The organism is Kitasatospora sp. NPDC058063, from assembly GCF_042885395.1.
GTDB classification, from domain to species: domain Bacteria; phylum Actinomycetota; class Actinomycetes; order Streptomycetales; family Streptomycetaceae; genus Kitasatospora; species Kitasatospora lactacystinica.
In genome coordinates, this window is the sequence record NZ_JBHVSD010000005.1 from 252103 (window position 1) to 272469 (window position 20367).

The 20367-nt window shown below is 75.1% G+C and carries 19 protein-coding genes; 15 read left to right on the forward strand and 4 right to left on the reverse strand.

Annotated features, from left to right (window positions below; translation table 11 throughout):
* Positions 1-43 precede the first annotated feature (43 nt).
* The 9 genes from ACFVUY_RS10875 (at position 44) to ACFVUY_RS10915 (ending at position 9788) form a co-directional block, all read left to right on the forward strand.
* Positions 44-802, forward strand: a complete 759-nt coding sequence (locus ACFVUY_RS10875) for a LysM peptidoglycan-binding domain-containing protein (protein ID WP_387684359.1) — start codon at positions 44-46, stop codon at positions 800-802.
* Positions 799-2577 carry a VgrG-related protein gene (locus ACFVUY_RS10880; RefSeq protein ID WP_387729082.1) on the forward strand — a complete coding sequence of 593 codons (1779 nt, stop codon included), beginning with the start codon at positions 799-801 and terminating at the stop codon, positions 2575-2577. The genes ACFVUY_RS10875 and ACFVUY_RS10880 overlap by 4 nt, the downstream gene beginning before the upstream one ends.
* A 112-nt stretch (positions 2578-2689) precedes the next feature.
* Positions 2690-3001, forward strand: a complete 312-nt coding sequence (locus ACFVUY_RS10885; protein ID WP_387729085.1) for a PAAR domain-containing protein — start codon at positions 2690-2692, stop codon at positions 2999-3001.
* 2 nt (positions 3002-3003) lie between these two features.
* Entirely contained in the window at positions 3004-3441 is a 438-nt protein-coding gene (locus ACFVUY_RS10890; RefSeq protein WP_387684353.1) for a GPW/gp25 family protein, read from the forward strand.
* The gene (locus tag ACFVUY_RS10895) at positions 3441-5402 is read left to right on the forward strand and encodes a putative baseplate assembly protein (RefSeq protein ID WP_387729088.1); all 1962 of its coding nucleotides are present in this window, start codon (positions 3441-3443) and stop codon (positions 5400-5402) included. Before ACFVUY_RS10890 ends, ACFVUY_RS10895 begins: the two co-directional genes overlap by 1 nt.
* Positions 5403-5436: 34 nt before the next feature.
* On the forward strand, positions 5437-6000 hold the full coding sequence (locus ACFVUY_RS10900; protein WP_387729091.1) for a phage tail protein: 564 nt from the start codon (positions 5437-5439) through the stop codon (positions 5998-6000).
* A 3-nt stretch (positions 6001-6003) separates the two neighbouring features.
* Complete coding sequence (locus ACFVUY_RS10905; protein WP_387729094.1) at positions 6004-7296, forward strand: NADase-type glycan-binding domain-containing protein; 1293 nt, start codon at positions 6004-6006, stop codon at positions 7294-7296.
* A 27-nt stretch (positions 7297-7323) separates the two neighbouring features.
* The gene (locus tag ACFVUY_RS10910) at positions 7324-7635 is read left to right on the forward strand and encodes a hypothetical protein (protein WP_387729097.1); all 312 of its coding nucleotides are present in this window, start codon (positions 7324-7326) and stop codon (positions 7633-7635) included.
* Positions 7636-7733: 98 nt separating this feature from the next.
* Complete coding sequence (locus ACFVUY_RS10915; RefSeq protein ID WP_387729100.1) at positions 7734-9788, forward strand: transglycosylase domain-containing protein; 2055 nt, start codon at positions 7734-7736, stop codon at positions 9786-9788.
* Between the two features lie 76 nt (positions 9789-9864).
* Here the strand turns inward: ACFVUY_RS10915 and ACFVUY_RS10920 are convergent, their stop codons facing one another.
* A complete protein-coding gene (locus ACFVUY_RS10920) occupies positions 9865-10356 on the reverse strand; it encodes a signal peptide protein (RefSeq protein ID WP_387684343.1) in 492 nt (163 codons plus the stop codon).
* Positions 10357-10763: 407 nt separating this feature from the next.
* On the opposite strand from ACFVUY_RS10920, the gene ACFVUY_RS10925 reads away from it, so the two are divergent.
* Positions 10764-11885 (forward strand): PP2C family protein-serine/threonine phosphatase, encoded by a 1122-nt coding sequence (locus ACFVUY_RS10925; RefSeq protein ID WP_387729102.1) that lies wholly within the window; start codon positions 10764-10766, stop codon positions 11883-11885.
* 73 nt (positions 11886-11958) lie between these two features.
* Here ACFVUY_RS10925 and ACFVUY_RS10930 read toward each other — a convergent pair whose 3' ends face one another.
* Positions 11959-12849 carry an MBL fold metallo-hydrolase gene (locus tag ACFVUY_RS10930; RefSeq protein WP_387729105.1) on the reverse strand — a complete coding sequence of 297 codons (891 nt, stop codon included), beginning with the start codon at positions 12847-12849 and terminating at the stop codon, positions 11959-11961.
* A gap of 148 nt (positions 12850-12997) precedes the next feature.
* On the opposite strand from ACFVUY_RS10930, the gene ACFVUY_RS10935 reads away from it, so the two are divergent.
* The 4 genes from ACFVUY_RS10935 to ACFVUY_RS10950 all read left to right on the forward strand — a co-directional run bounded on the left by ACFVUY_RS10935 (position 12998) and on the right by ACFVUY_RS10950 (position 17347).
* The gene (locus ACFVUY_RS10935) at positions 12998-13225 is read left to right on the forward strand and encodes a hypothetical protein (protein ID WP_387684337.1); all 228 of its coding nucleotides are present in this window, start codon (positions 12998-13000) and stop codon (positions 13223-13225) included.
* A complete protein-coding gene (locus ACFVUY_RS10940; protein ID WP_387684335.1) occupies positions 13212-14603 on the forward strand; it encodes an amidase in 1392 nt (463 codons plus the stop codon). Before ACFVUY_RS10935 ends, ACFVUY_RS10940 begins: the two co-directional genes overlap by 14 nt.
* Before the next feature lie 86 nt (positions 14604-14689).
* The gene (locus ACFVUY_RS10945; protein WP_387684333.1) at positions 14690-15265 is read left to right on the forward strand and encodes a TetR/AcrR family transcriptional regulator; all 576 of its coding nucleotides are present in this window, start codon (positions 14690-14692) and stop codon (positions 15263-15265) included.
* 126 nt (positions 15266-15391) lie between these two features.
* Positions 15392-17347 (forward strand): PIG-L family deacetylase, encoded by a 1956-nt coding sequence (locus ACFVUY_RS10950; RefSeq protein WP_387729108.1) that lies wholly within the window; start codon positions 15392-15394, stop codon positions 17345-17347.
* A gap of 89 nt (positions 17348-17436) precedes the next feature.
* On the opposite strand, the gene ACFVUY_RS10955 is transcribed toward ACFVUY_RS10950, so the two are convergent.
* Both ACFVUY_RS10955 and ACFVUY_RS10960 read right to left on the reverse strand, forming a co-directional pair.
* A complete protein-coding gene (locus tag ACFVUY_RS10955) occupies positions 17437-17895 on the reverse strand; it encodes a hypothetical protein (RefSeq protein WP_387684329.1) in 459 nt (152 codons plus the stop codon).
* 82 nt (positions 17896-17977) lie between these two features.
* On the reverse strand, positions 17978-18409 hold the full coding sequence (locus ACFVUY_RS10960) for a GNAT family N-acetyltransferase (protein ID WP_387684327.1): 432 nt from the start codon (positions 18407-18409) through the stop codon (positions 17978-17980).
* A gap of 146 nt (positions 18410-18555) precedes the next feature.
* Here ACFVUY_RS10960 and ACFVUY_RS10965 point away from each other — a divergent pair, with 146 nt between their 5' ends.
* Positions 18556-20244 (forward strand): enoyl-CoA hydratase-related protein, encoded by a 1689-nt coding sequence (locus tag ACFVUY_RS10965; protein WP_387729111.1) that lies wholly within the window; start codon positions 18556-18558, stop codon positions 20242-20244.
* Positions 20245-20367 lie beyond the last annotated feature (123 nt).

Sequence of the window (20367 nt, forward strand, 5' to 3'; positions counted from 1 at the left end):
CTCGGGCCCACCCCGCAGCCCGACCCACGGAAGGAGCACCAGGATGTCCCCGGCGGTCCCTGCCAGCGTCACCCGGGCCCAACTGACCATCATGGAGCCACCGTCCACGGTCGGCGCCCAGCCCGGCGGCACGCTCGCGCAGCTCCGGCTCCAGTTCAATCCGGCGACCCTGGTGCTGAGCAAGACCACCGAGTGGCGGCGCACCCCGTCCCGGATGGCGGGCGAGTCCGCGCTGCCCGAGTTCGTCGGCAGCGGTCCGCGCTCGCTCTCCCTCGACGTGTTCCTGGACTCCACGGCGACCCACGACAACTCGGTGGAGCGGGCGGTGGAGCAGCTGATGACGGCGTGCGTGCCCACCGCGGCCAGCCTGGCGCGCAAGACGCCGGCCAGCCCGTGGATCCGGCTGGACTGGGGCACCCTGAAGACGACGTCGTTCAACGGGGTGCTGACCGGCCTCTCGGTCACCTACTCGCTCTTCGACGTCGACGGGAAGCCGCTGCGGGCGGTCTGCTCGCTGACCATCGACGAGGCGAGCGTCGACCCGGCCGGACAGAACCCCACCTCCGGCTCGCCGGAGGCCCGCAGCACCCACCGGGTGATCGCCGGCGACAGCCTGCCGATGCTCGCCTGGCGGGCCTACGGGGACGCCACCGCGTGGCGCGCCATCGCGGAGGCCAACGACATCGACGATCCGCTGGCGCTGGTCCCCGGCGCGGAGCTGATCGTGCCGGGCATCGAGGAACTCACCCAGAGCCACACCCACACCAGGAACCAGGAACCCACCCAGGGCGGACGGTCATGACCACTCCCGAGGCCCGCGGCGGCCGCTCCTTCGCCGCAGACCCCGTCGTCGAGGCGCCGGGCCCGCTGCCGCCGATCTGGGTGACCCAACTGGTCTCCTGCGACATCGAGGAGAGCGTCGGCCTGCCCGACACCGCGGTGCTGTCCTTCCGGGACGCCGACCACACCTTCCTCTCCGCGACCGGGATCACCATCGGCACCCCGCTGAAGGTGTCCGTGGTGACCGTGCAGGGCAACACCCGGGCGCGGCTGTTCACCGGCGAGGTGACCGCGCTGGAGCTGGAGGTGGACACCACCGGCTCGTACACCGTGGTGCGGGCCTCGGCGGTCACCCACCGGCTGATGCGCGGGCGCCGGGTGAAGGCCTTCCGGAACATGACCACCGCCGACATCGTCCGCCAGGTCGCCTCGGGCGCGGGTCTGACCTGCGGCAAGGTCGACTCCTTCCCCGTCGTCCACCAGCAGCTCTCGCAGGCGAACGTGCCGGACTGGGAGTTCCTCCAGTTCCTGGCGCAGGAGAGCGGCGCCCAGGTGCGGGTGGACGACGACGGGAGGCTGGAGTTCGTCCGGCCCGACCCCGCCTCCGGCGCGCCGGCCCCCTCCACCCCCGCGCCGCAGAACCCGCTGGTGCTGGAGTACGGCCGCAACCTGCTGGAGCTGCGCGGCGTGCTGACCGGTGCCGGAGGAGCGGACACGGTCGAGGCGCGCGGCTGGAACGTCACCACCAAGAGCGCCCTGGTCGCCACCGAGCCGGCGGTGACCTCCCGCACCGTGCAGCCGGGGATGAGCCCCTCGGTGGTGGCCTCCGCCTTTCCCGGCCAGTCCCGGCTGACCGTCGCCGACACCCCGTACCGCACCCAGGCGGAGACCGCCTCGGTGGCCCGGTCGCTGGCCGCCTCGGTGGCGGCCGGCTTCGGCGAGCTGGAGGTGGTCGCCGAGGGCAACCCGCGGCTGCGCGCGGGCACCGCGGTCGCGCTGGGCAACGTCGGCGCCGCCTTCTCCGGCCGCTACACCGCCACCGGGGTGCGCCACCTGCTCGAACCCTTCCGCGGCTACCGCACCACCGTTGTGGTCAGCGCGGCGCCCGACCGCTCGCTGGCCGGGCTGACCAGCGGTGGCAACGCCCCGCCGCGCGGGCCCCGGATGCCCGGCCTGGCCGTCGCCGTGGTCACCGACGTCCGGGAGCCGGGCGGCGGGCAGCGCGGCTGGGTGAAGCTCAAGTTCCCCTGGCTGGACGACACCTACGTCTCCGACTGGGTGCGCACCGTGCAGTGGGGCGGCGCCGGGGGCGGCGGCGTGGTCAGCCCCGAGGTCAACGACGAGGTGCTGGTCGGCTTCGAGCAGGGCGACCTGGACAGCCCGTACGTGCTGGGCGGGCTCTACAACGGCGTGGACCGGCCCTCCCCGCACGACGTGCCACTGGTCGACGGGGCCTCCGGCAAGGTCAACCGCCGCTCGGTGGTGTCCCGTTCGGGCCACCGGATGGAGCTGCTGGACGTGCCGGGCGGCAAGTCCGGCGTCCACCTGGCGAGCGGTGACGGGAAGCTGGAGGTCAGCCTGGACCAGCAGCGCGGCGAGATCGTGCTGACCGTCCACGGCCTCGGCGGCGCGGCCGGCAGCACGGTACGGCTCTCCTCCTCCGGCATCACCCTGGACGCGGGCACCGGCGCGGTGAACGTGCGCGGCGGATCGGTCACCGTCCGGGGCACGACGTCGGTCACCGTGGACGGTGGCGCCGAGGCGGTGCTCAAGGGGGCCTTCGTTCGGATCAACTGAGCCGCCGATCGACCGGCGACAGACCGGCGATCGACTGACGGAACGTCAAGAACCAATGGCAGTATGGCGAGTGCCCGCGAACACCGGGCACCGCAGGAAACGGAGACCGCAGATGCCCCCCGCAGCCCGGACCGGCGACCTGACCGACCACGGCGGTGCCCTCACCACCCCGCCGCCGGGCGCCCTCAAGGTGGCGACCGTGCTGATCGGCGGCCGCCCCGCCGCCGTCGTCGGCACCGTCCACGCCTGCGTCGTCCCCCCGCACCTGGCCCTGGGCCCCGGAAACCTGGTGCTGCCCTCCCCGGGTGCGGTGACCAGGGGAGTGGTGCTGATCGGCGGCCTGCCCGCGGCCCGCATGGGCGACAAGACCACCTGCGGCGCCACCGTCACCACCGGCGCGTTCAACGTGCTGATCGGGGGCTGAGCATGAGTGGCAGCTTCATAGGACGCGGCTGGGCCTTCCCGCTGCGGGTGAACGCCACCGGCGGCATCGCCATGGTGGAGCGCGACCGGGAGCTCGCGGAGGCGATCCGGCTGATCCTCGGCACCGCCCCGGGGGAGCGGCCGATGCGCCCCGAATTCGGCTGCGGCATCCACGAGTACGTCTTCGCCCCGGGCGACAGCACCACCGCCGGGCGGATCGCCCGCGAGGTGCGCATCGCCCTGGAGCGCTGGGAGCCGCGGATCGAGGTCGACGACGTGGTGATCGCCTTCGACAGCGCCGAGGAGGGCACCCTCTACATCGACGTCCACTACACCGTGCGGGCCACCAACGACCGCCGCAACCTGGTCTTCCCCTTCTACACCATCCCGGAGCACCCGGGCGCGGACGCCCTCGACACGGTCGGCGGGGGTGCGCGCTGATGGCCCTGCCCTCCCCGAACCTGGACGACCGCCGCTTCCAGCAGCTCGTCGACGAGGCCAAGCGCTACGTCCAGCAGCGCGCCCCGGAGTGGACCGACCACAACGTCTCCGACCCGGGCGTCACCCTGATCGAGACCTTCGCCTACCTGGTGGACCAGCTGCTCTACCGGCTGAACCGGGTCCCGGAGAAGAACTACGCCGCCTTCCTCGACCTGCTCGGCATCCGGCTCTTCCCGCCCGCCGCGGCCCGGGCCGAGGTCGACTTCTGGCTCTCCGCCCCGCAGTCCGAGACGGTCCTGCTGCGGGCCGGCACCGAGGTCTCCACGCTGCGCACCGAGACCGACGACGCGGTGGTCTTCTCCACCGCCGAGGACCTGCCGATCGTCCCCAGCTCGCTGGAGCGGCTGGTCACCGTCTCCGCCTCCGGCGAGCAGTCCGACGGCACGGCCCGGCTGGCCGACGGCGCGGACGTGCCCTGCTTCCAGCCGCGCCCGGTGGCCGGGGACGCCATGCTCTTCGCCCTGCCCGCCGTCGTGCCGCGCTGCATCCTGATCGTCCGGCTGGACAGCCGGGTGGAGGGCGTCGGCGTCGACCCGCGCCAGCCGCCGCTGGCCTGGGAGGTCTGGGACGGCGCGCGCTGGATCGCCTGCGAGACCGGCAGCGACACCACCGGCGGCCTCAACCGGCCCGGCGAGGTGGTCGTCTTCGTGCCCGCCGGGCACACCGCCTCGGTGGTCGCCGGGCGCCGGGCCGGCTGGCTGCGCTGCCGGGTCACCGAGCCGCAGCCGGGCCAGCCGTTCTACTCCGAGTCCCCCACCGTCCGGCGGGCCGAGGTGTTCACGGTCGGCGGCACCGCCACCGCCGTCCACGCGCAGACCGTCACCGACGCGCAGCTCGGCACCTCGGAGGGCGTCGCGGGCCAGCGCTTCCGGCTGGCCCGGCCGCCGGTGCTGCTCGACGGCGAGCCCCCGGTGGTCGAGGTCGCGGCCGGCGAGGGCTGGGAACGCTGGACGCTCGTCGAGCACTTCGGCGAGTCCTCGCCCGCCGACCGGCACGTGGTGCTGGACGCGACCACCGGCGAGTTCCTCTTCCCGCCCGCGGTCCGGGAGCCGGACGGCGGCCTGCGGGCCTTCGGCGCCGTGCCGCCCAAGGGCGCCCGGCTGCGCGTCCCGCGCTACCGCACCGGCGGCGGGATCGCGGGCAACGTCGCCCGCGGCACCGTCACCGTGCTGCGCAGCTCCGTCCCGTACATCGCCCGGGTCGACAACCGGGAGGCGGCGCGCGGCGGGGTCGACGGCGAGACCGTGGAGAACGCCAAGGCCCGTGCCCCGCACCAGCTGCGCCTGCAGGAACGTGCCGTCACCGCCGGGGACTTCGAGCTGATCGCCCGGCAGGCCGCGCCGTCCGCCGCCCGGATCAGCTGCGTGCCCGCCGGCGGCGGGGAGGCGGGGGCGGTACGGGTGCTGGTGGTCCCCGACGCCGTCGCGGACGAGGGCGACCGGCTGCGCTTCGAGCAGCTGATCCCCGACGAGCAGGTGCTGGCCGCCGTCGCGACCGCCCTCGACGAGCGCCGGCTGATCGGCACCCGGCTGGTCGTCCAGCCCCCCGCCTACCAGGGCGTGACGGTCGTCGCCCGGCTCACCACCCGCTCCGCCGACCCCGACCGGGTCCGCGAGGAGGTGCTCGCCGCGCTGTACCGCTACCTCAACCCGCTGCGCGGCGGCGCCGACGGCGAGGGCTGGCCGTTCGGCCGGGCCGTGCAGTACGGGGAGGTGTTCGCGGTGCTCCAGCGGGTCGCCGCGGTCTCGGGCGTCGAGGAGGTGCGGCTGTTCCCGGCCGACCCGATCAGCGGACGCCGGGGCGCGCCCGCCGAGCGGGTCGAGGTCCCGGCGGACGCCCTGGTCTTCTCCCACCAGCACCAGGTCGTGGTCACCCCGGCTGCCGAGGACGGGACGTCATGAGCGAGTGCCGCGCGCCGGGAACCGGGAGGCGCGGATGAGCCGCGCGGCGGTCCCCGGACTGCCCAGCCCGCACCCGATCGGCGAACTGCTGCCCGCGCTGTTCGCCGACGACGACTTCGCCCAGCGGTTCACGGCCGGCCTGGACACCGTCCTCGCCCCGGTCTTCGCGACCCTGGACAACCTGCCCGCCTACTTCCGGCCCGGCCTCGCGCCGGCCGACTTCCTCGACTGGCTGGCCTCCTGGGTCGCGGTGGAGGTGGACCCGGCCTGGCCGGTGGAGGTGCGCCGAGCGGTGGTCGAGCGCGCCGTGGAGCTGCACCGCTGGCGCGGCACCCGGCGCGGCCTCACCGAACGGCTGCGCCTGGTGCTCGGCGCCGGAGCCGAGATCGTCGACGGCGGTGGTGCCTCCTGGTCCACCGACCCGGACGCTCCGTTGCCGCCCGCGCCGGGCGGCGACGTACTGGTCCGGGTCTGGCCGCTGCGCGGACCGGCACCGGACGAGGACCAGGTGCGGTCCGTCGTGAGGGCGGGCTGTCCGGTCCATCTGACCTGCCGGGTGGAGATCCTGCCCGGCCCACCCGGGCGAACGGAGGGCTGACGGATGCCGGTGTGCCCCGAATGCGGAACGGCCAACGGGGAGGGGGACGACTTCTGCGGCAACTGCGGCGCCTACCTCGGCTGGTCGCGCGGCGCCGCTGCCGCTGCGACGGCGGCGCCGACGGCCGCGTCTGTCGCGGTGCCCGCCCCCGCGCGGGCCGAGCCCGAGCCCGAGCCCGCGCCGGTACCCGTCCCGGAGCCCGCGCCCGCGCCCGTCGAATCCACCCGGCGGAGCGCCCCGCGCCGGACCGCGCGCACCAAGCCGGAGCCCAAGCGGGAGCCCAAGGCGGAGCCCAGGCCGGAGCCCAAGCCGGAGTCCAAGGCGGAACCCGAAGCAGAGGTCAGGGAGGAGCCCGGGGCGGAGCAGCCACCCGCCCGGCCCGCCGAGCCCCCCGTGACCGAGCCCCCGGCGATCGAACCCCCGCCCGCCGCCCAGGCCCCGCGCCCGAGCACCGCCCCCGTTCGGCCGGCTCCCGCGCAGACCCCGGCCCCCGCCCCCGCCCCGAGGGCGTCGGCCGACCCGGTGGCCGTCCAGCCCGCCAAGCCCGTCGCACCGCGCCCCGTCAGCCGGCCCGCCGAGACCGTCGAGGCCCAGGACGGCCCGCCGTGCCCCCGGTGCGGCACGCCGAACCTGCCCGAGCGGAAGTTCTGCCGCCGCTGCGCCGCGCCGCTCACTCCGACCGAGGCCGCGCCCAAGCTGCCCTGGTGGCGCACCCGCTGGCCGTTCCGGCGCCGGGTGCGGATCGGCGGTTCGGGCAACGCGCTGCGCCGCACCATCGCGCTGCTGGTGCTGATCGCGGTGGTGGTCGCCGGGATCCTGCTGTACCCGGCGGGCAAGGTCGCCTTCCAGGACGTGCTGGACAAGCTCCGCAAGACCGCGCCGATCACCCCCGCCGCCACCTCGGCGAGCGCCGCCGTCGAGGGCCATCCGGCCACCTTGGCCGACGACGGCCTGAGCAACACCTACTGGGGGGCGCCCGCGGTCGGGGACTCCGTCACCTTCTCCTTCCGCACCCCGTTCCGGCTGGTGGACCTGATCATCCACACCGGCGACTCGGTGGATCCGGAGCACTTCCGGCAGCAGGCGCGCCCCGTCGTCCTCGCCCTGGAGGTCACCGAGAAGGACGGCACGGTGCACACCCAGCAGGTGCCGCTCAACGACCAGCCCGGCCCGCAGACCGTGCAGACCGGGATCAGCGACGTCACCCAGGTGAAGCTCACCGTCCGGGAGGCCGCCGGCACCGGCCCCGACCGCGCCATCGCGCTCTCGGAGGTGGAGTTCTTCAAACGCACCTGACCACGCGGCCCGCCACCGGAGGAAACGATGGTGTACCGGATCCACTTCACGGCGGGGGACCTGGCCAGGACCCGGCCGGCCGATCCCATGCCGTTGACCGAACTCATGGCGGCGGCGCGGGCGTTGCAGTCGCGCAGCCACGCGGCGCGACTGGATCCGTGGCGACGCAGAGCCCTGGCCGGCCTGCCCGAGCGGGCTCGCCTGGCGCTGTCCCTGGTCCCCGCGGACGGCTGGGGGGCGTACAGCAAGTCCAAGAACCTCGTCCACACCACTCCCGGCGCACCCTACGGCGACCCCAACGCCGACTGGGCCCCGGTCTGGTACGTCAAGGCCTGCTGACCCCGCCCCGCGGGCCTGCTGCCGGGTGCGCCGTGCGCGTCCGGCAGCAGGCCGGCCTCCAAGGAGTTCCTCATCTGCGCCGCGTACGGTCACCCGACATGGCACAACGGCGGGTGGTGGCGGGCATGGGGAAGCTGGGGCACGGGACGCGGCTGGCGGCGGTGAGCGTGATCGCCGGGGTGGTGGCGGCGGGGATGGTGCTCCCCGCGGTGGCGGCGGTCGGGCTCGGCGCGCAGTCGGCGGCGGACGACTTCGAGAGCCTGCCCGACGACTTCAGGACCCCGCCGCTGTCCCAGGCCTCGACCGTCCTCGACGCCCGGGGCGGCACCATCGCCACCCTGTACGACCGGGACCGCACGGTCGTCCCGGCGGAGCGGATCTCCCCGCTGGTGAAGACCGCGCTGGTGGACATCGAGGACAACCGCTTCTACGAGCACGGCGCGATCGACCTCAAGGGCGTGCTGCGCGCCCTCGACAAGAACGCCTCCTCGGGCACCACCGCCCAGGGGGCGTCCACGCTGACCCAGCAGTACGTGAAGAACGTCTTCGTGGAGGAGGCGGGCGACGACCCGCAGAAGGTCGCCGAGGCGCAGCGGCAGACCGTGGGCCGCAAGATCCAGGAGCTGAAGTACGCGATCAAGGTCGAGGAGACCTTGAGCAAGGACCAGATCCTCACCAACTACCTGAACATCACCTTCTTCGGCGAGAAGGCGTACGGCGTCGAGGCGGCCGCCCGGCGCTACTTCGGTGTGCACACCGCGGACCTCACCCTGCCGCAGGCCGCGCTGCTGGCCGGCCTGGTGCAGTCGCCGACGGGCTACGACCCGGTGGTCAACCCGACGGTGGCGAAGGAGCGGCGGGACACCGTGCTGCGCAAGATGGCCGCGTACGGGCACATCACCCAGGAGGAGGCCCGGCAGGCGATCGACTCCCCGCTCGGGCTGAACGTCCAGGCGCCGCAGCAGGGGTGCATCCTGGCCAAGCAGGGCGAGGGCTTCTTCTGCGACTACGTGCGCGACGTGGTCCTCACGGACCCGGTCTTCGGGAAGTCGGCGGCCGAGCGGCAGGCGGTGTGGAAGCGCGGCGGCCTGCAGATCCGCACCACGCTCGACCCCGGGGCGCAGGCGGCGCTGCAGGCCTCGGTCACCGGCCACGTCGACGCGGGCGACCGGGCGGCGACCGCGATGAGCATCGTCCGGCCGGGCACCGGGGAGATCCTGGCGATGGGCCAGAGCCGGCCGTACGGCGTGGACGACAAGCAGCACCAGACCCAGATCAACTACAACGTCCCCAAGGCCATGGGCGGCGGGCTGGGGTTCCCGACCGGTTCGACCTTCAAGCCGATCGTCGCGGCGGCGGCCCTGGAGGGCGGCATCCCGGCGGACCGGAGCTACACCACCGACTACAGCATGCCGTGGCCGGCCATGACGGACTGTTCGGGCGGCCGGTTCCCCTCCGCCGGGCAGGTGCACAACGACAGCCAGAGCCTCACCGGCCGGTTCGACATGAAGTCGGCCATGGCGCAGTCCGTCAACACCTACTTCGCGAAGCTGGAGGCCGACACCGGCCTGTGCTCGGTCGCGCAGATGACCAATAGGCTGGGTATCACCCAGCAGGCGGGCGGCGAGAAGCTCCAGGTGGTCCCGTCGATGACGCTCGGCAGCAACGACCTGACCCCGCTGGGGACGGCGGCCGTCTACGCGGCCTTCGCCGCCCACGGCACGTACTGCGCGCCCACCGCGATCACCTCGGTGACCGGCCCCGACGGCAAGCAGCTCGCGGTGCCGCAGGCGAACTGCTCGGCGGCGATGTCGGCCGGCACCGCGGACACGGTCAGCGCGATGCTCAAGGGCGTGGTCGAGGACGGCACCGGCCGGACGGCCGGCCTCACCGGCCGGGACAGCGCGGGCAAGACCGGCACCACCAACGACAGCCGCCAGGTCTGGTTCGTCGGCTACACCCCGGAGATGGCGGGCGCGACGGTGGTCAGCGACACCGACGACCCCGAGCCGCTGGACGGTCAGCGGATCGGCGGCACGGTGGTCGGCCAGGCCTTCGGCGGCACCCTGGCCGGCCCGATCTGGCGCGACGCCATGGACGGCGCCCTGGCCGGCACCCCGGCCGGAACCTTCACCCCGGTGCAGCTGCCCTGACCCGGTGACCCGGTGACCCGGCGGTCGTGGCCCCGGGCCGCCGGTGCCCAGTGCCCGGCGGCCCGTTGCCCGTGCGTCAGCCGTAGAGCGCCACCCGCGGCTCGACCGTCCCCTGCGCCGGGGCCGTCCCGACGACGGTGACCCGGTAGCGCTCGGTCAGGGTGTGGTGGCCGTGCAGGACGAGCTTGGCCGAGCCGAGCCGGGTGTACAGCGTGCCGGTCTGGCTGGCGAGCGGCAGGGTGCGCCAGTGGCCGTCGGAGGAGAGCACTTCGAGCCGAACGCTCGCCGGATCGAGGAAGGGCCCGTTCACGGGGGACTCGATGAGGACCTGCGGGGCCACCGTGCGGTCGGCCGAGGAGTCGTTGCGGTAGGAGACGGTGAACACCCGCTGCGCGTGGTCGGGCGGCAGCGAGGAGCTGGGCAGCTCGACGAAGCCGGTCGGCGGGGCGCCGGCCGCGGTCGGGGTGCCGGTCGCCGCCTGGGACGGGGCGGTGAGCAGGGCGGTCGGCACGGCGGCGAGGGCCGCGGCCAGCGCCAGGCTCCGACGGGGGATCTTCCGGGTGCGCATGGCGCCTCCTTCGGCCGGTGGCCAGGGCACGCGGGTGCGCCGACTGGTCCGGGCAGGTCCGTACGGCACCACCCTGCCCCTTCACCCGGAAAGCCGCACGCGGAAGCCGCCGCCGAAGCCGCACCGGGCGAGCCGCCCGCCGTGACCGGCGCGCTGCGAGCCGCCCGCCGTGAGCCGGTGCCGGGCCCGAGCGGACGGCCGGGAGCGGTGCCGGGGACTGGGCCGAACGTGCGACCGCCGCGGCCGCGGGGCCGGGGCACCGCCCGCGCCGGGACGGGGCCCCTTACCTTGGGCGCAACCTCCCGCCCGGCGCCCGCGCGCCGGGCGGAGTGCCCGAAGGTCGGGGGAGGTCCCGGGAAGGGGAGGGCGGCTTGCGGGCACGTTCGGTGGAGGAGCCGGGGCAGCGGATGCCGATCCTGATCCGGTACGGCCACCGCTCCTGGCTGGTGCCCCTGGCGGTCCTCGCGTTCGTGGTGGGCGTGGACGCGGCCACGCCCGCGACGTTCGCGTCGGTGAGCTGGCTGGTGATGGTCCCCGTGGTGGCGGCCGGGCTCTGCGGGCCGGCGGTCACCGGGCTGTTCGCCCTCCTCGCGATCGCCGCCTACCCCGCCCTGGACAGCATCTGGGGCAAGTCCCAGGGGATCGAGGACTTCCTGCTGGTGATCGCGGGGGCCGTCCTCTCGGTGCCGATCAGCGTCTTCCGCGCCCGGGCCGCCGCCTACGTCCGCCATCTGCAGGGCGCGGCCGAGACCACCCGGCAGGTGGTGCTGCGCCCGGTGCCCCCGGGGTGGGGCGGGGTGGACTCGGCGGCGCGCTACCTGGCCGCGGACGTCGAGGCCCGGGTGGGCGGCGACTTCTACGACGTGCTGGCCACCCCGTTCGGGGCGCGGGCCATCCTCGGCGACGTGCAGGGCAAGGGCCTGCCGGCCGTCTCCGCGGCGGCGGCCCTGGTGGGCTGCTTCCGGGAGGCCGCCTTCCACGAGCGCGGCCTGGCCACCGTGGCGGGCTGGATGGAAGAGCGGCTGTACCGGCAGAACGCGCTGGCGGAGCGGCTGGGGGAGCGGGAGGAGCGGTTCGCCACGGCGGTGGTCCTCGGGTTCCCCTCCGACGCGCCGGGGGAGGTCGAGGTGGTCAACTTCGGCCACGACAGCCCCCACGTTCTCGGCCCCGCGGGCGTGCGGCAGCTGCCGCCGGGCGACGGGGCCCCGATCGGGCTGGCCGAGCTGGCCGGCGGGCTGCCGCCGGTGCGGCGGCTGCGCCTGGGCCCGGGCGAGACGGTCCTGATCGTCTCGGACGGGGTGACCGAGGCCCGCGACCGCACGGGCGCCTTCTTCTCGCTGCGCGCCCACCTGGACCGGCTGGCCGACGCCCCGGGGGTGGTCGACCCCGGGCGCCTGGTCGACGAGGTGGCCGCCGCGGTCGTCCGGCACACCGGCGGCCGGCTGACGGACGACACCGCCCTGCTCGCCGTCCGGACGCCCCCGGTGGAGCCGGCGGACGGAGCCGGCCTCAGTCCTCGGCGTGGCTGATCGCGCAGGCCAGGACACCGGAGCCGCTCGCCGGTGGCGTCGGGCCGCACCCCGGTCGTCGCGCTCCGCCGGCTCAGGCCGGGGGGACGGGCCGCAGCCGGTAGGCGTCCCCGTGGGCGACGACGTGGCCGGCGGTGGGCGGGGCGAAGTGGGTGCCGAGCAGCAGGGTGTCGGTGCCGGCGAGGGAGCCGAGCAGCGCGCGGCGGGTGGCCGCGGAGCGCTGCGGGTCGATGTCGACGCAGGCGCCGATGGCGGGGTGGGCGAGCTGGACCGGGTGGTGGAGGCAGTCCCCGGTGATCACCGCCGTGCGGCCCCGGCTGGTCAGTTCGACGGCGACGTGCCCCGGGGTGTGGCCGGGGGTGGGGAGCAGGCGCAGGCCCGGGGCGATCGCCAGGCCCTCGGCGGGGACGTCGACGAGGTCCAGCCGGCCGGCCCGCTCGACCGGGAGCACCGAGTCCCGGAACATCTGGGCGCGCGCCTCGTCCATGGCGTAGCCGGCCCAGAACTCCCGTTCGGCGCGGGTGGTGAGGTAGCGCGCGCGGGGGAAGGTGGGCACCCAGGCGCCGTCCACCTCCCGGGTGTTCCAGCCGACGTGGTCGGCGTGCAGGTGGGTGAGGACCACCAGGTCGACGGAGTCCGGCGGGAACCCGGCGGCGGCGAGGCGCCGCGGGTAGTCGGTGCGCAGGTCGTGCCAGGCCGGGTTGGCGCGCTGCTTGCCGTTGCCGATGCCGGTGTCGACGAGTACCCGCAGCCCGTCCAGGTCGAAGGCGAAGCTGTGGCTGTCCAGGCGCAGCGCGCCGTCGGCGTCGGCGAAGTCGGGGTGCAGCCAGTCCTGGCCGGCCACCGTCCCGGGGGTGGCGTCGGGCAGCAGCCACTGTCCGGTCGCGGGCGGCAGCGGGATCTCGTCGATGCGGTGGACGGTGACGTCGCCGACCGTCCAGGAGGGGGTAGGGGTACTGGGCATGGGGCCGGCTCCTCCGCTGTAAAAGCCATTCGTTTGCGTTAGTGGGACCCTAGAACCTACAGTCGCGTTAACGCAAACCCTTAGCTTTTGGTGCGGGGCGCCTCGCCTGCGCGAACCCGCCCCGCCGCCCACGATCAGGAGCGCGCCCATGTCCTCCGCCGAACTCACCCCGTCCGAGGCCGCCCACCGGGCCGCCCGGGCCGGACTCGACCTGCCGCCCGAGCGCCACGCCGCGGTGGCGGCCACCGCCGAACACATCCAGTCTGTCGTCGCCCTCCTGCGGGAACTGGACTTCGGGGACACCCCGCCCGGCGCCGCCTACCGCGCGGAAGCGGAGCACCTCGACGCGGAGGAGCGGCCCGATGCAGCCGTATGAACTGAGCCTCGCCGCCGCCGCGACGCGGATCCGGGAGCGGCGGCTGTCCCCCGTGGAACTGGTCGACTCCGTCCTCGGCCGCATCGACCGGGTGGAGCCGAACCTCGGCGCCTACGTAACCGTCGCCGCCGAGCAGGCCCGCGACGCGGCGCGCCGGGCCGAGCGGGAGATCGCCCAGGGCCGGTACCGGGGGCCGCTGCACGGCATCCCGGTCGGACTCAAGGACCTGATCGACGTCGCCGGCACGCCCACCGGCGCCGGCTCCCGGGTCCGGGACGGCCACCGCGCGACCGCCGACAGCACGGTCGCCGCCCGGCTGCGGGCCGCCGGCGCGGTCCTGGCCGGCAAGACCCACACCCACGAGTTCGCCTACGGCCTGACCACCCCGCAGACATGCAACGCCTGGGACCGCGACCGGGTCGCCGGAGGATCCAGCGGCGGGTCCGCCGCCGCGGTGGCCGCCGGGGCGGCGACCTTCGCCCTTGGCACCGACACCGGCGGCTCGATCCGGGTGCCCGCCGCACTGAACGGGGTGGTCGGCCTCAAGCCCACCTACGGGCTGGTGCCCCGCCACGGCGTCACCTCGCTGTCCTGGTCGCTCGACCACGTGGGCCCGATCACCCGCACCGTCGAGGACGCGGCGCTGGTCCTGGCCGCCCTCGCCGGGCACGACCCGCGCGACCCCGCCTCGCTGGCCGCCCCCGCCGTCGACTACCGGCCCGAGCGGGAGCCGGACCTGACCGGCGTGCGGGTCGGCGTGCCGAACGCCTACTACGTCGACCACGTCGACGAGGAGGTCGCCGCCGCCGTCCACCGTGCCGTCGAGCAGCTGGAGGCGCTCGGCGCCCGGCCCGTCGAGGTGGAGATCCCGATGGCCCGCTACCTGGTGCCCACCCTGTGGGGCCTGACGGCGCCCGAGGCCGCCGCCTACCACGCGCGCACGCTGCGCACCGTCCCCGAGCTGTACCAGGCCGACGTCAGGGTCCTGCTGGAGGCCGGCGAACTGATCGGCGCGGGCGACTACCTGCGCGCCCAGCGCGCCCGGACGCTGATCCGGGACGCGTGGGCGCGGGTCCTGGCGGAGGTCGACGTGATCGCCGCCCCGACCGTGCCGACGACGGCGGTGCGGGTCGGCCAGGAGACGGTCGGCTGGCCGGACGGCGCCACCGAGAGCGTCTCGGACGCCTACGTCCGGCTCTCCGCCCCGGCCAACGTCACCGGCGTGCCCGCGCTGTCCGTCCCGGCCGGCCACGACGCGGCGGGCCTGCCGATCGGCCTGCAGCTGCTCGGGCGGCCGCTCGGCGAGCGGATGCTGCTGCGGGTCGGCCACGCCTTCGAGCGGACGCAGCCCGCGCGGGCGCTCGCGCCGGTGGTCTGAGGCGGGCCGGCCCCCGAAGCGGTCCGGAGTCCCGGGGTCGCGCCCGCCCCCGCCTTAACGCAAAGGCCGCGCTTTAGGATGGAGGTATGAGTCCTCGGCAGATGGTCCGCCCGGGCGGGCGCAGCGCCCGGGTCCAGGAGGCGGTGCACACCGCGGTGCGCGAGCTGCTCGCGGAGGTGGGCCGCGAGGCGCTCACCGTGCCGATGGTCGCCCAGCGGGCCGGTGTCACCCCGTCCACGGTGTACCGCCGCTGGGGCGACCTGGCCGAGCTGCTGTCCGACGTCGCGGTGGAGCGGCTGCGCCCCGACACCGAGCCGGCGGACCGCGGCGGCCTGCGCGCCGACCTCACCGCCTGGGCCGAGCAGTTCCTCGACGAGATGGCCTCCGCCTCCGGTCGCGCCTACGTCCGCGACGCCCTGCTCGGCGACCCGGACGGCGGCAACGCCGGCCAGTGCTCGGCCTACGCCGCCGACCAGCTCGCCCTGGTCCTCGCCCGCGGCCGTGCGCGCGGCGAGGAGGCCCCCGGGGTCGAGGCCGCCATGGACCGCCTCGTCGCCCCCCTGATGTACCGGATCCTCTTCCGCCCCGCCGGCCTCGGCCCCGACTACGCCCGCCACCTGGTCGCCGACCTGCTCGGCGACCCGCCCTCCGAGTCGGCCTGACGATCCGTCAATCACCTTGCCCCTGGGGCAAATGCGCGGAATGCGGCTGATGGCACCGTCCGTCCGGTCGTGGGTTAGCCTCCTCGTGGCGTGATCACACGCCGATCTCGAAGTGGGGGGAATCGCATGGCAATCGGACGACGGCAACTTCTCACCTCCGTCGCGCTCGCCGCCCTCGCCGCACCCGTCCTGGCCAGGGGGAGCGCGACCCGCGCGGTCGCGGCCGAGGGCACGGGTACGGCCGCGGGCATGCCGGCGGCCGCCGGCGACGGAGCACTGTTCCTGCAGGTCGTCGCGCACGAGGACGACGACATCCTGTTCATGAACCCGGACCTGTCCAACGCGCTCGCCAACGGCACGCCGTCCGTCACGGTGTTCGTCACCGCGGGGAACATCACCGGCGACCCGTGCGCCACGGCCTGCTGGGACCCGGCGGGCGATCCGCTGCGCACCTGGAACCGGCAGATGGGCGCCGTCAACGCCTACTCCCGGATGGCCGGGGTCGGCGACGGCGACCCGGGGACCGACGAGGTCGGGCACTGGACGGCCGAGGCCTGGACGGTCGCGGGCAAGCAGGTCGAACGGTACGTCCTCAAGGACCGGCCGGTGCACCTGATCTTCCTCAACCTGCACGACGGCGGGCTCGCCGGCGTCCTGGCCGGCGGCACCGACACCACCGTCGTCCCGGTCGGCAGCAAGCTGTCCGGGCCGTCGACCTACACGGCCGCGGACGTCGTCGAGGTCCTGCGGCAGGTGATGGTGACGTACCGGCCGACCGTGCTCCGGGCCCAGGACGAACTGCCGGACAGCCGCTACTCGGGCGACCACGCGGACCACGTCACCGCCGCGAAGTTCGCCGGCGAGGCGGCCCGGCTGTACGGCGGCGCGCTGATCCAGGTGAACTACCGGGACTACAACATCAGCGACTCCCCGGTGAACCTCGACCCGGCGACGACCGGCGCCAAGGGCGTGTTCGTCTCCGAGTACGCGAGCCACGACCACTCGCCGAACTACTCGAGCGACTGGTTCTCCCGGATGTACTACCGCTGGTCGCGGGGCACCTCCTGGGCCGGACTGAACCAGGACGGCCGGCCGCAGGTCTTCCTCGTCCGGGCCGGCGCCCTCTACACCTACTGGCGCCAGGCGGACGGCAGCTGGGGCGGTCCGGTGCGGATGGCCGACCCGGGCGGGCGGCTGGGGCCGGGCATCGCGGTCGGCACCAACGCCGACGGCCGGCTGGAGGTCTTCGCCCGCCGCCTCACCGACCACCACATCGTCTCCCTGCCGCAGGGCACGCCCAACGGCTGGTGGTGGAACTCCTGGGCCGACCACGGCAACCCCAACACCGGGTACGGCAACGAGTCCCAGGTCGGCGTGCCCGTGGTCGCCAACTCCCAGGACGGGCGGCTGGAGATCTTCGTCAAGAACGGCGGCGGCGGCCTCAGCACCATCTGGCAGACCAGCCCGGGCGGCGTGTGGACGCGCGACTGGACGGACCTGGGCGGCACCGACCTCCAGGACCCGGTCGCCGCGATCCGCAACGGCGCCGGGAGGATCGAGGTGTTCGCCGCCACCCGCACCGGCATCCTCGGCTGGTGGCAGAGCGCCCCGAACGGCGTCGTCAACGGCCCGTCTCCGATCCCGGACGCCCGGCCGGCGAGCCCGCCCAGGGCCGCGCTCGACCAGGACGGCCGCATCGAACTCGCCTACCGGGAGGCGGGCACCGGCGCGATGCTGGTCAGCTACCAGACCCAACCCGGCGGCGGTTCGTGGAGCCGGACACCGGCCCCCCTCGGCGGACACGGGGGAGTGGGCGAGCCGGCCGCGGCCACCCTCGGCGGACGGGTCGTGCTGTTCGAGCGCAACGGCGGCGGTGGGGTGAGCACCACCGCGCAGACCGCCCCGAACTCCGGCTACGACAGCTGGCAGGACCTCGGCGGCACCGTCCTCGACTTCCCGGCCGCGATCGTCGACGGCGGCGGGGTGCTCCACGTGTTCGCCATCGGCACGGACGGCCGCGTCCGCTTCCGCACCGGCACGACGGCCACCGCCTTCGGCGACTGGCAGGTCCTGCCGCTGTGACCCCCCCGCCCGGCGGCCGACCGGGGGCACGCCCCGTCGGCCGCCGGGCTCGGGCCGTCGAACCGGACCCACCGCCTCCGGCCGCGCGACTACGGCCGCTCGGGCGGCGGCGCGAGGAGCATCGGCCAGTCGTCGCCGGAGCCGAGGAGTTCGTCGAGCGGCGTGTCCGGGGCCGCGACGAGGACGGCGGCTCCTTCGGCGAGCCGTCCGGCCGTGGCCGGATCGACGACGGCCTCGACGCTCAGCACGATGACGGCCGAGGGGTCGGCGGCGGAGCGGGCCGGGAAGTCCGCCGGGTCGCTCTCCGTCCGTTCCAGCACGGCAGGGTGGGCGGCGACGGCGACCGTCAGCCGGTCGCCGTCGTACGCGTGCTCGGCCCAGCCGTCGGTCTGCACCAGGTAGAGGACCCCGTCGCCCTCGTAGCAGTTCGTGCCGAGCCGGGCCAGCGCCCGCTCCCCGGGGGTTCCGTCGGGGTCGGCGACCAGTACGGCGGCCGGGGTGTCCGGCTCGTCGGGGTCGAGGCCGGAACGGACGTGGAGACGGGCCATCGTGGCACCTCCGGGGTCGCACGGGGACAGTGATCGGGTGCCAGTACACACCGGACCGCCGACAGCGCGGACCGGGGGGCCGTCAGCGGCCGCCCATCAGCCGGTACATGCCGATCGAGTCGTGGGTGGCGGTGTCCGCGAAGCCGAACTTCTCGTAGAGGAAGCGCGCGGGCCCGTCCGCGATCAGTGAGACGTACGCGGTGGCGGGGGCCCGGCGCTCCAGTTCCTCGGTGAGGGCCGCCATGATCCGCTTGCCGAGGCCGTGGCCCTGGTGCGCGGGGTGGACGCAGATGTCGGTGATCTGGAACGCGGTGCCGCCGTCGCCGATGATCCGCCCCATGCCGACGGGCTCGCCCTCGTGGTGGAGGACCACGCCGTACCAGGTGTTGGGGAGGGCGAGCGCGACCGCCTCCGGGGCCTTGTCGGAGAGGCCGGCGTCGGTGCGCAGACGGCGGAAGACCTCGACGCCGGGCACGCCGGGGCGAAGCTCGTAAGGGTCACTCTCGGAATTCATAGCTTACATGCTACCCGCTCGGCGCCGTCGCCCGGCCCCGGCCGCTCGGGTGAACGCGCGGCGCGACATGCCGGACGCGGCAGGGGGCCGCGAGGGCGGAAGCGATGATCACCGGGTTCCCGGAGCACCCCCCGTCGGAGGCGGACATGCGGATTCTTCTCCTCGCCAGCGCGTTCAACAGCCTCAGCCAGCGGCTGCACGCCGAACTGCGCGACCGACTCCACACTGTGGACCTCCAACTGTCCGGTGACGAGGAGGAGTTGATCGACGCGGCGCGCCGGCTCAAGCCCGACCTGGTGCTCGCCCCGATACTGCGCACCGCGATCCCGCAGGAGCTCTGGTCGCAGCTCACCTGCCTGATCGTCCACCCCGGCCCGCCGGGCGACCGCGGCCCCTCCTCCCTCGACCGGGCGATCCAGGACGGCCGCACCGAATGGGCCGTCACCGTGCTCCAGGCCGAGGCGGAGCTGGACGCCGGGCCGGTCTGGGCCTCGGCGCCCTGCCGGCTGCCGGAGTACGGCAAGAGCGACCTCTACCGCAACGAGGTCGCCGACGCGGCTGTGGAGGCCGCGCTGCTCGCCGTGGAGCGCGTCGCCTCGGGCACGTACGCGCCGCAGCCGCAGTCCGGCCCGGGCTGGAGCGGCGCCGTGCGCACCCGGCCCGTCCTGCGCCAGGAGGAGCGTCGGATCGACTGGGCGGCCGACAGCACCGAGGCGGTGCTGCGCAGGCTCCGCGCCGCGGACTCCCGGCCCGGGGTGCTCGACGAACTGTGCGGTGGCACCTGGTACCTGCACGGCGGGCACCGCGAACCGGTGCTGCGCGGCTGCCCCGGCGACCTGCTCGCCACCCGGGCCGGGGCCCTGTGCCGGGCCACCACGGACGGTGCCGTGTGGATCCCCGAACTGCGCCGCCGCACCCCCGGCGGCCCCGCGGGCGTCAAGCTCCCCGCCGTGACGGCGCTCGGCGGCCTGCTCCCCGCCCTGCCGGAGCTGGCGGCGCCCCTGATGCCGGGCGAGCAGGACGGCCCCGTCTGGTCGGACGTCCGCTACCAGGAGGACGGCCCGGTGGGCTTCCTGCGCTTCTCCTTCCCGGGCGGCGCGATGTCCACCGGCCACTGCCGCCGCCTGCTGGCGGCCTACCGCTTCGCCGTCGCCCGCCCGACCTCGGTGCTGGTGCTCGGCGGCGGCCGCGACTTCTTCTCCAACGGCATCCACCTCAACGTGATCGAGGCCGCGGCGGACCCGGCCGTCGAGTCCTGGGACAACATCACCGCGATGGACGAACTGGTCGACGCGGTGCTCACCACCACCGACCGGCTGGTGGTCGCCGCCGTCGGGGGCAACGCGGCGGCCGGCGGGGTGATGCTGGCGCTGGCGGCGGACGAGGTGTGGTGCCGCGCCGGCTCCGTCCTCAACCCGCACTACCGGCTGATGGGGCTGTACGGGTCGGAGTACTGGACGTACAGCCTCCCGCGCCGCCTCGGCGCGGCGGCGGCCGAACGGCTGACCCGCCAGGCGCTGCCCGTCTCCGCGGCCACCGCCGAGCGGATCGGCCTGGTCGACCGGGTGCTCGCCTGCGGGCCGGAGGAGTTCGGGCCGTCCACGGCCCGGCTGGCCGGGCTGCTCGCCGCCTCGCCCACCGCCCACCAGCGGATCGCGGCGAAGAAGGCCGCGCGCGAGGCCGACGAGCGGACGAAACCGCTCGACGCCTACCGGGAGGAGGAGCTCGCGGTGATGCACCGGCAGTTCTTCACACCCGAATCGCCGTATCACGCGCTGCGTTCCGCGTTCGTCCACAAGCGCCCGGTGCCGACGGGGCCCGCCGCGCGACCGTGACCCGAACGGCCCCGCCCGGCTTGCCTCCCCGGGCCCCGGCGCGCGCCGCGCGGACCGGCGCCTAGCCCGGACCGTTGCTATGACTGGCTTCGAGCCATTCCCTCAGGCTCCCATCCCCGAGGA

Coding starts and splice junctions, on each gene's coding strand:
- ACFVUY_RS10875 (WP_387684359.1), top strand. CDS start 44: ATGTCCCCGGCGGTCCCTGCCAGCGTCACCCGGGCCCAACTGACCATC.
- ACFVUY_RS10880 (WP_387729082.1), top strand. CDS start 799: ATGACCACTCCCGAGGCCCGCGGCGGCCGCTCCTTCGCCGCAGACCCC.
- ACFVUY_RS10885 (WP_387729085.1), top strand. CDS start 2,690: ATGCCCCCCGCAGCCCGGACCGGCGACCTGACCGACCACGGCGGTGCC.
- ACFVUY_RS10890 (WP_387684353.1), top strand. CDS start 3,004: ATGAGTGGCAGCTTCATAGGACGCGGCTGGGCCTTCCCGCTGCGGGTG.
- ACFVUY_RS10895 (WP_387729088.1), top strand. CDS start 3,441: ATGGCCCTGCCCTCCCCGAACCTGGACGACCGCCGCTTCCAGCAGCTC.
- ACFVUY_RS10900 (WP_387729091.1), top strand. CDS start 5,437: ATGAGCCGCGCGGCGGTCCCCGGACTGCCCAGCCCGCACCCGATCGGC.
- ACFVUY_RS10905 (WP_387729094.1), top strand. CDS start 6,004: ATGCCGGTGTGCCCCGAATGCGGAACGGCCAACGGGGAGGGGGACGAC.
- ACFVUY_RS10910 (WP_387729097.1), top strand. CDS start 7,324: ATGGTGTACCGGATCCACTTCACGGCGGGGGACCTGGCCAGGACCCGG.
- ACFVUY_RS10915 (WP_387729100.1), top strand. CDS start 7,734: ATGGCACAACGGCGGGTGGTGGCGGGCATGGGGAAGCTGGGGCACGGG.
- ACFVUY_RS10920 (WP_387684343.1), bottom strand. CDS start 10,356: ATGCGCACCCGGAAGATCCCCCGTCGGAGCCTGGCGCTGGCCGCGGCC.
- ACFVUY_RS10925 (WP_387729102.1), top strand. CDS start 10,764: ATGCCGATCCTGATCCGGTACGGCCACCGCTCCTGGCTGGTGCCCCTG.
- ACFVUY_RS10930 (WP_387729105.1), bottom strand. CDS start 12,849: ATGCCCAGTACCCCTACCCCCTCCTGGACGGTCGGCGACGTCACCGTC.
- ACFVUY_RS10935 (WP_387684337.1), top strand. CDS start 12,998: ATGTCCTCCGCCGAACTCACCCCGTCCGAGGCCGCCCACCGGGCCGCC.
- ACFVUY_RS10940 (WP_387684335.1), top strand. CDS start 13,212: ATGCAGCCGTATGAACTGAGCCTCGCCGCCGCCGCGACGCGGATCCGG.
- ACFVUY_RS10945 (WP_387684333.1), top strand. CDS start 14,690: ATGAGTCCTCGGCAGATGGTCCGCCCGGGCGGGCGCAGCGCCCGGGTC.
- ACFVUY_RS10950 (WP_387729108.1), top strand. CDS start 15,392: ATGGCAATCGGACGACGGCAACTTCTCACCTCCGTCGCGCTCGCCGCC.
- ACFVUY_RS10955 (WP_387684329.1), bottom strand. CDS start 17,895: ATGGCCCGTCTCCACGTCCGTTCCGGCCTCGACCCCGACGAGCCGGAC.
- ACFVUY_RS10960 (WP_387684327.1), bottom strand. CDS start 18,409: ATGAATTCCGAGAGTGACCCTTACGAGCTTCGCCCCGGCGTGCCCGGC.
- ACFVUY_RS10965 (WP_387729111.1), top strand. CDS start 18,556: ATGCGGATTCTTCTCCTCGCCAGCGCGTTCAACAGCCTCAGCCAGCGG.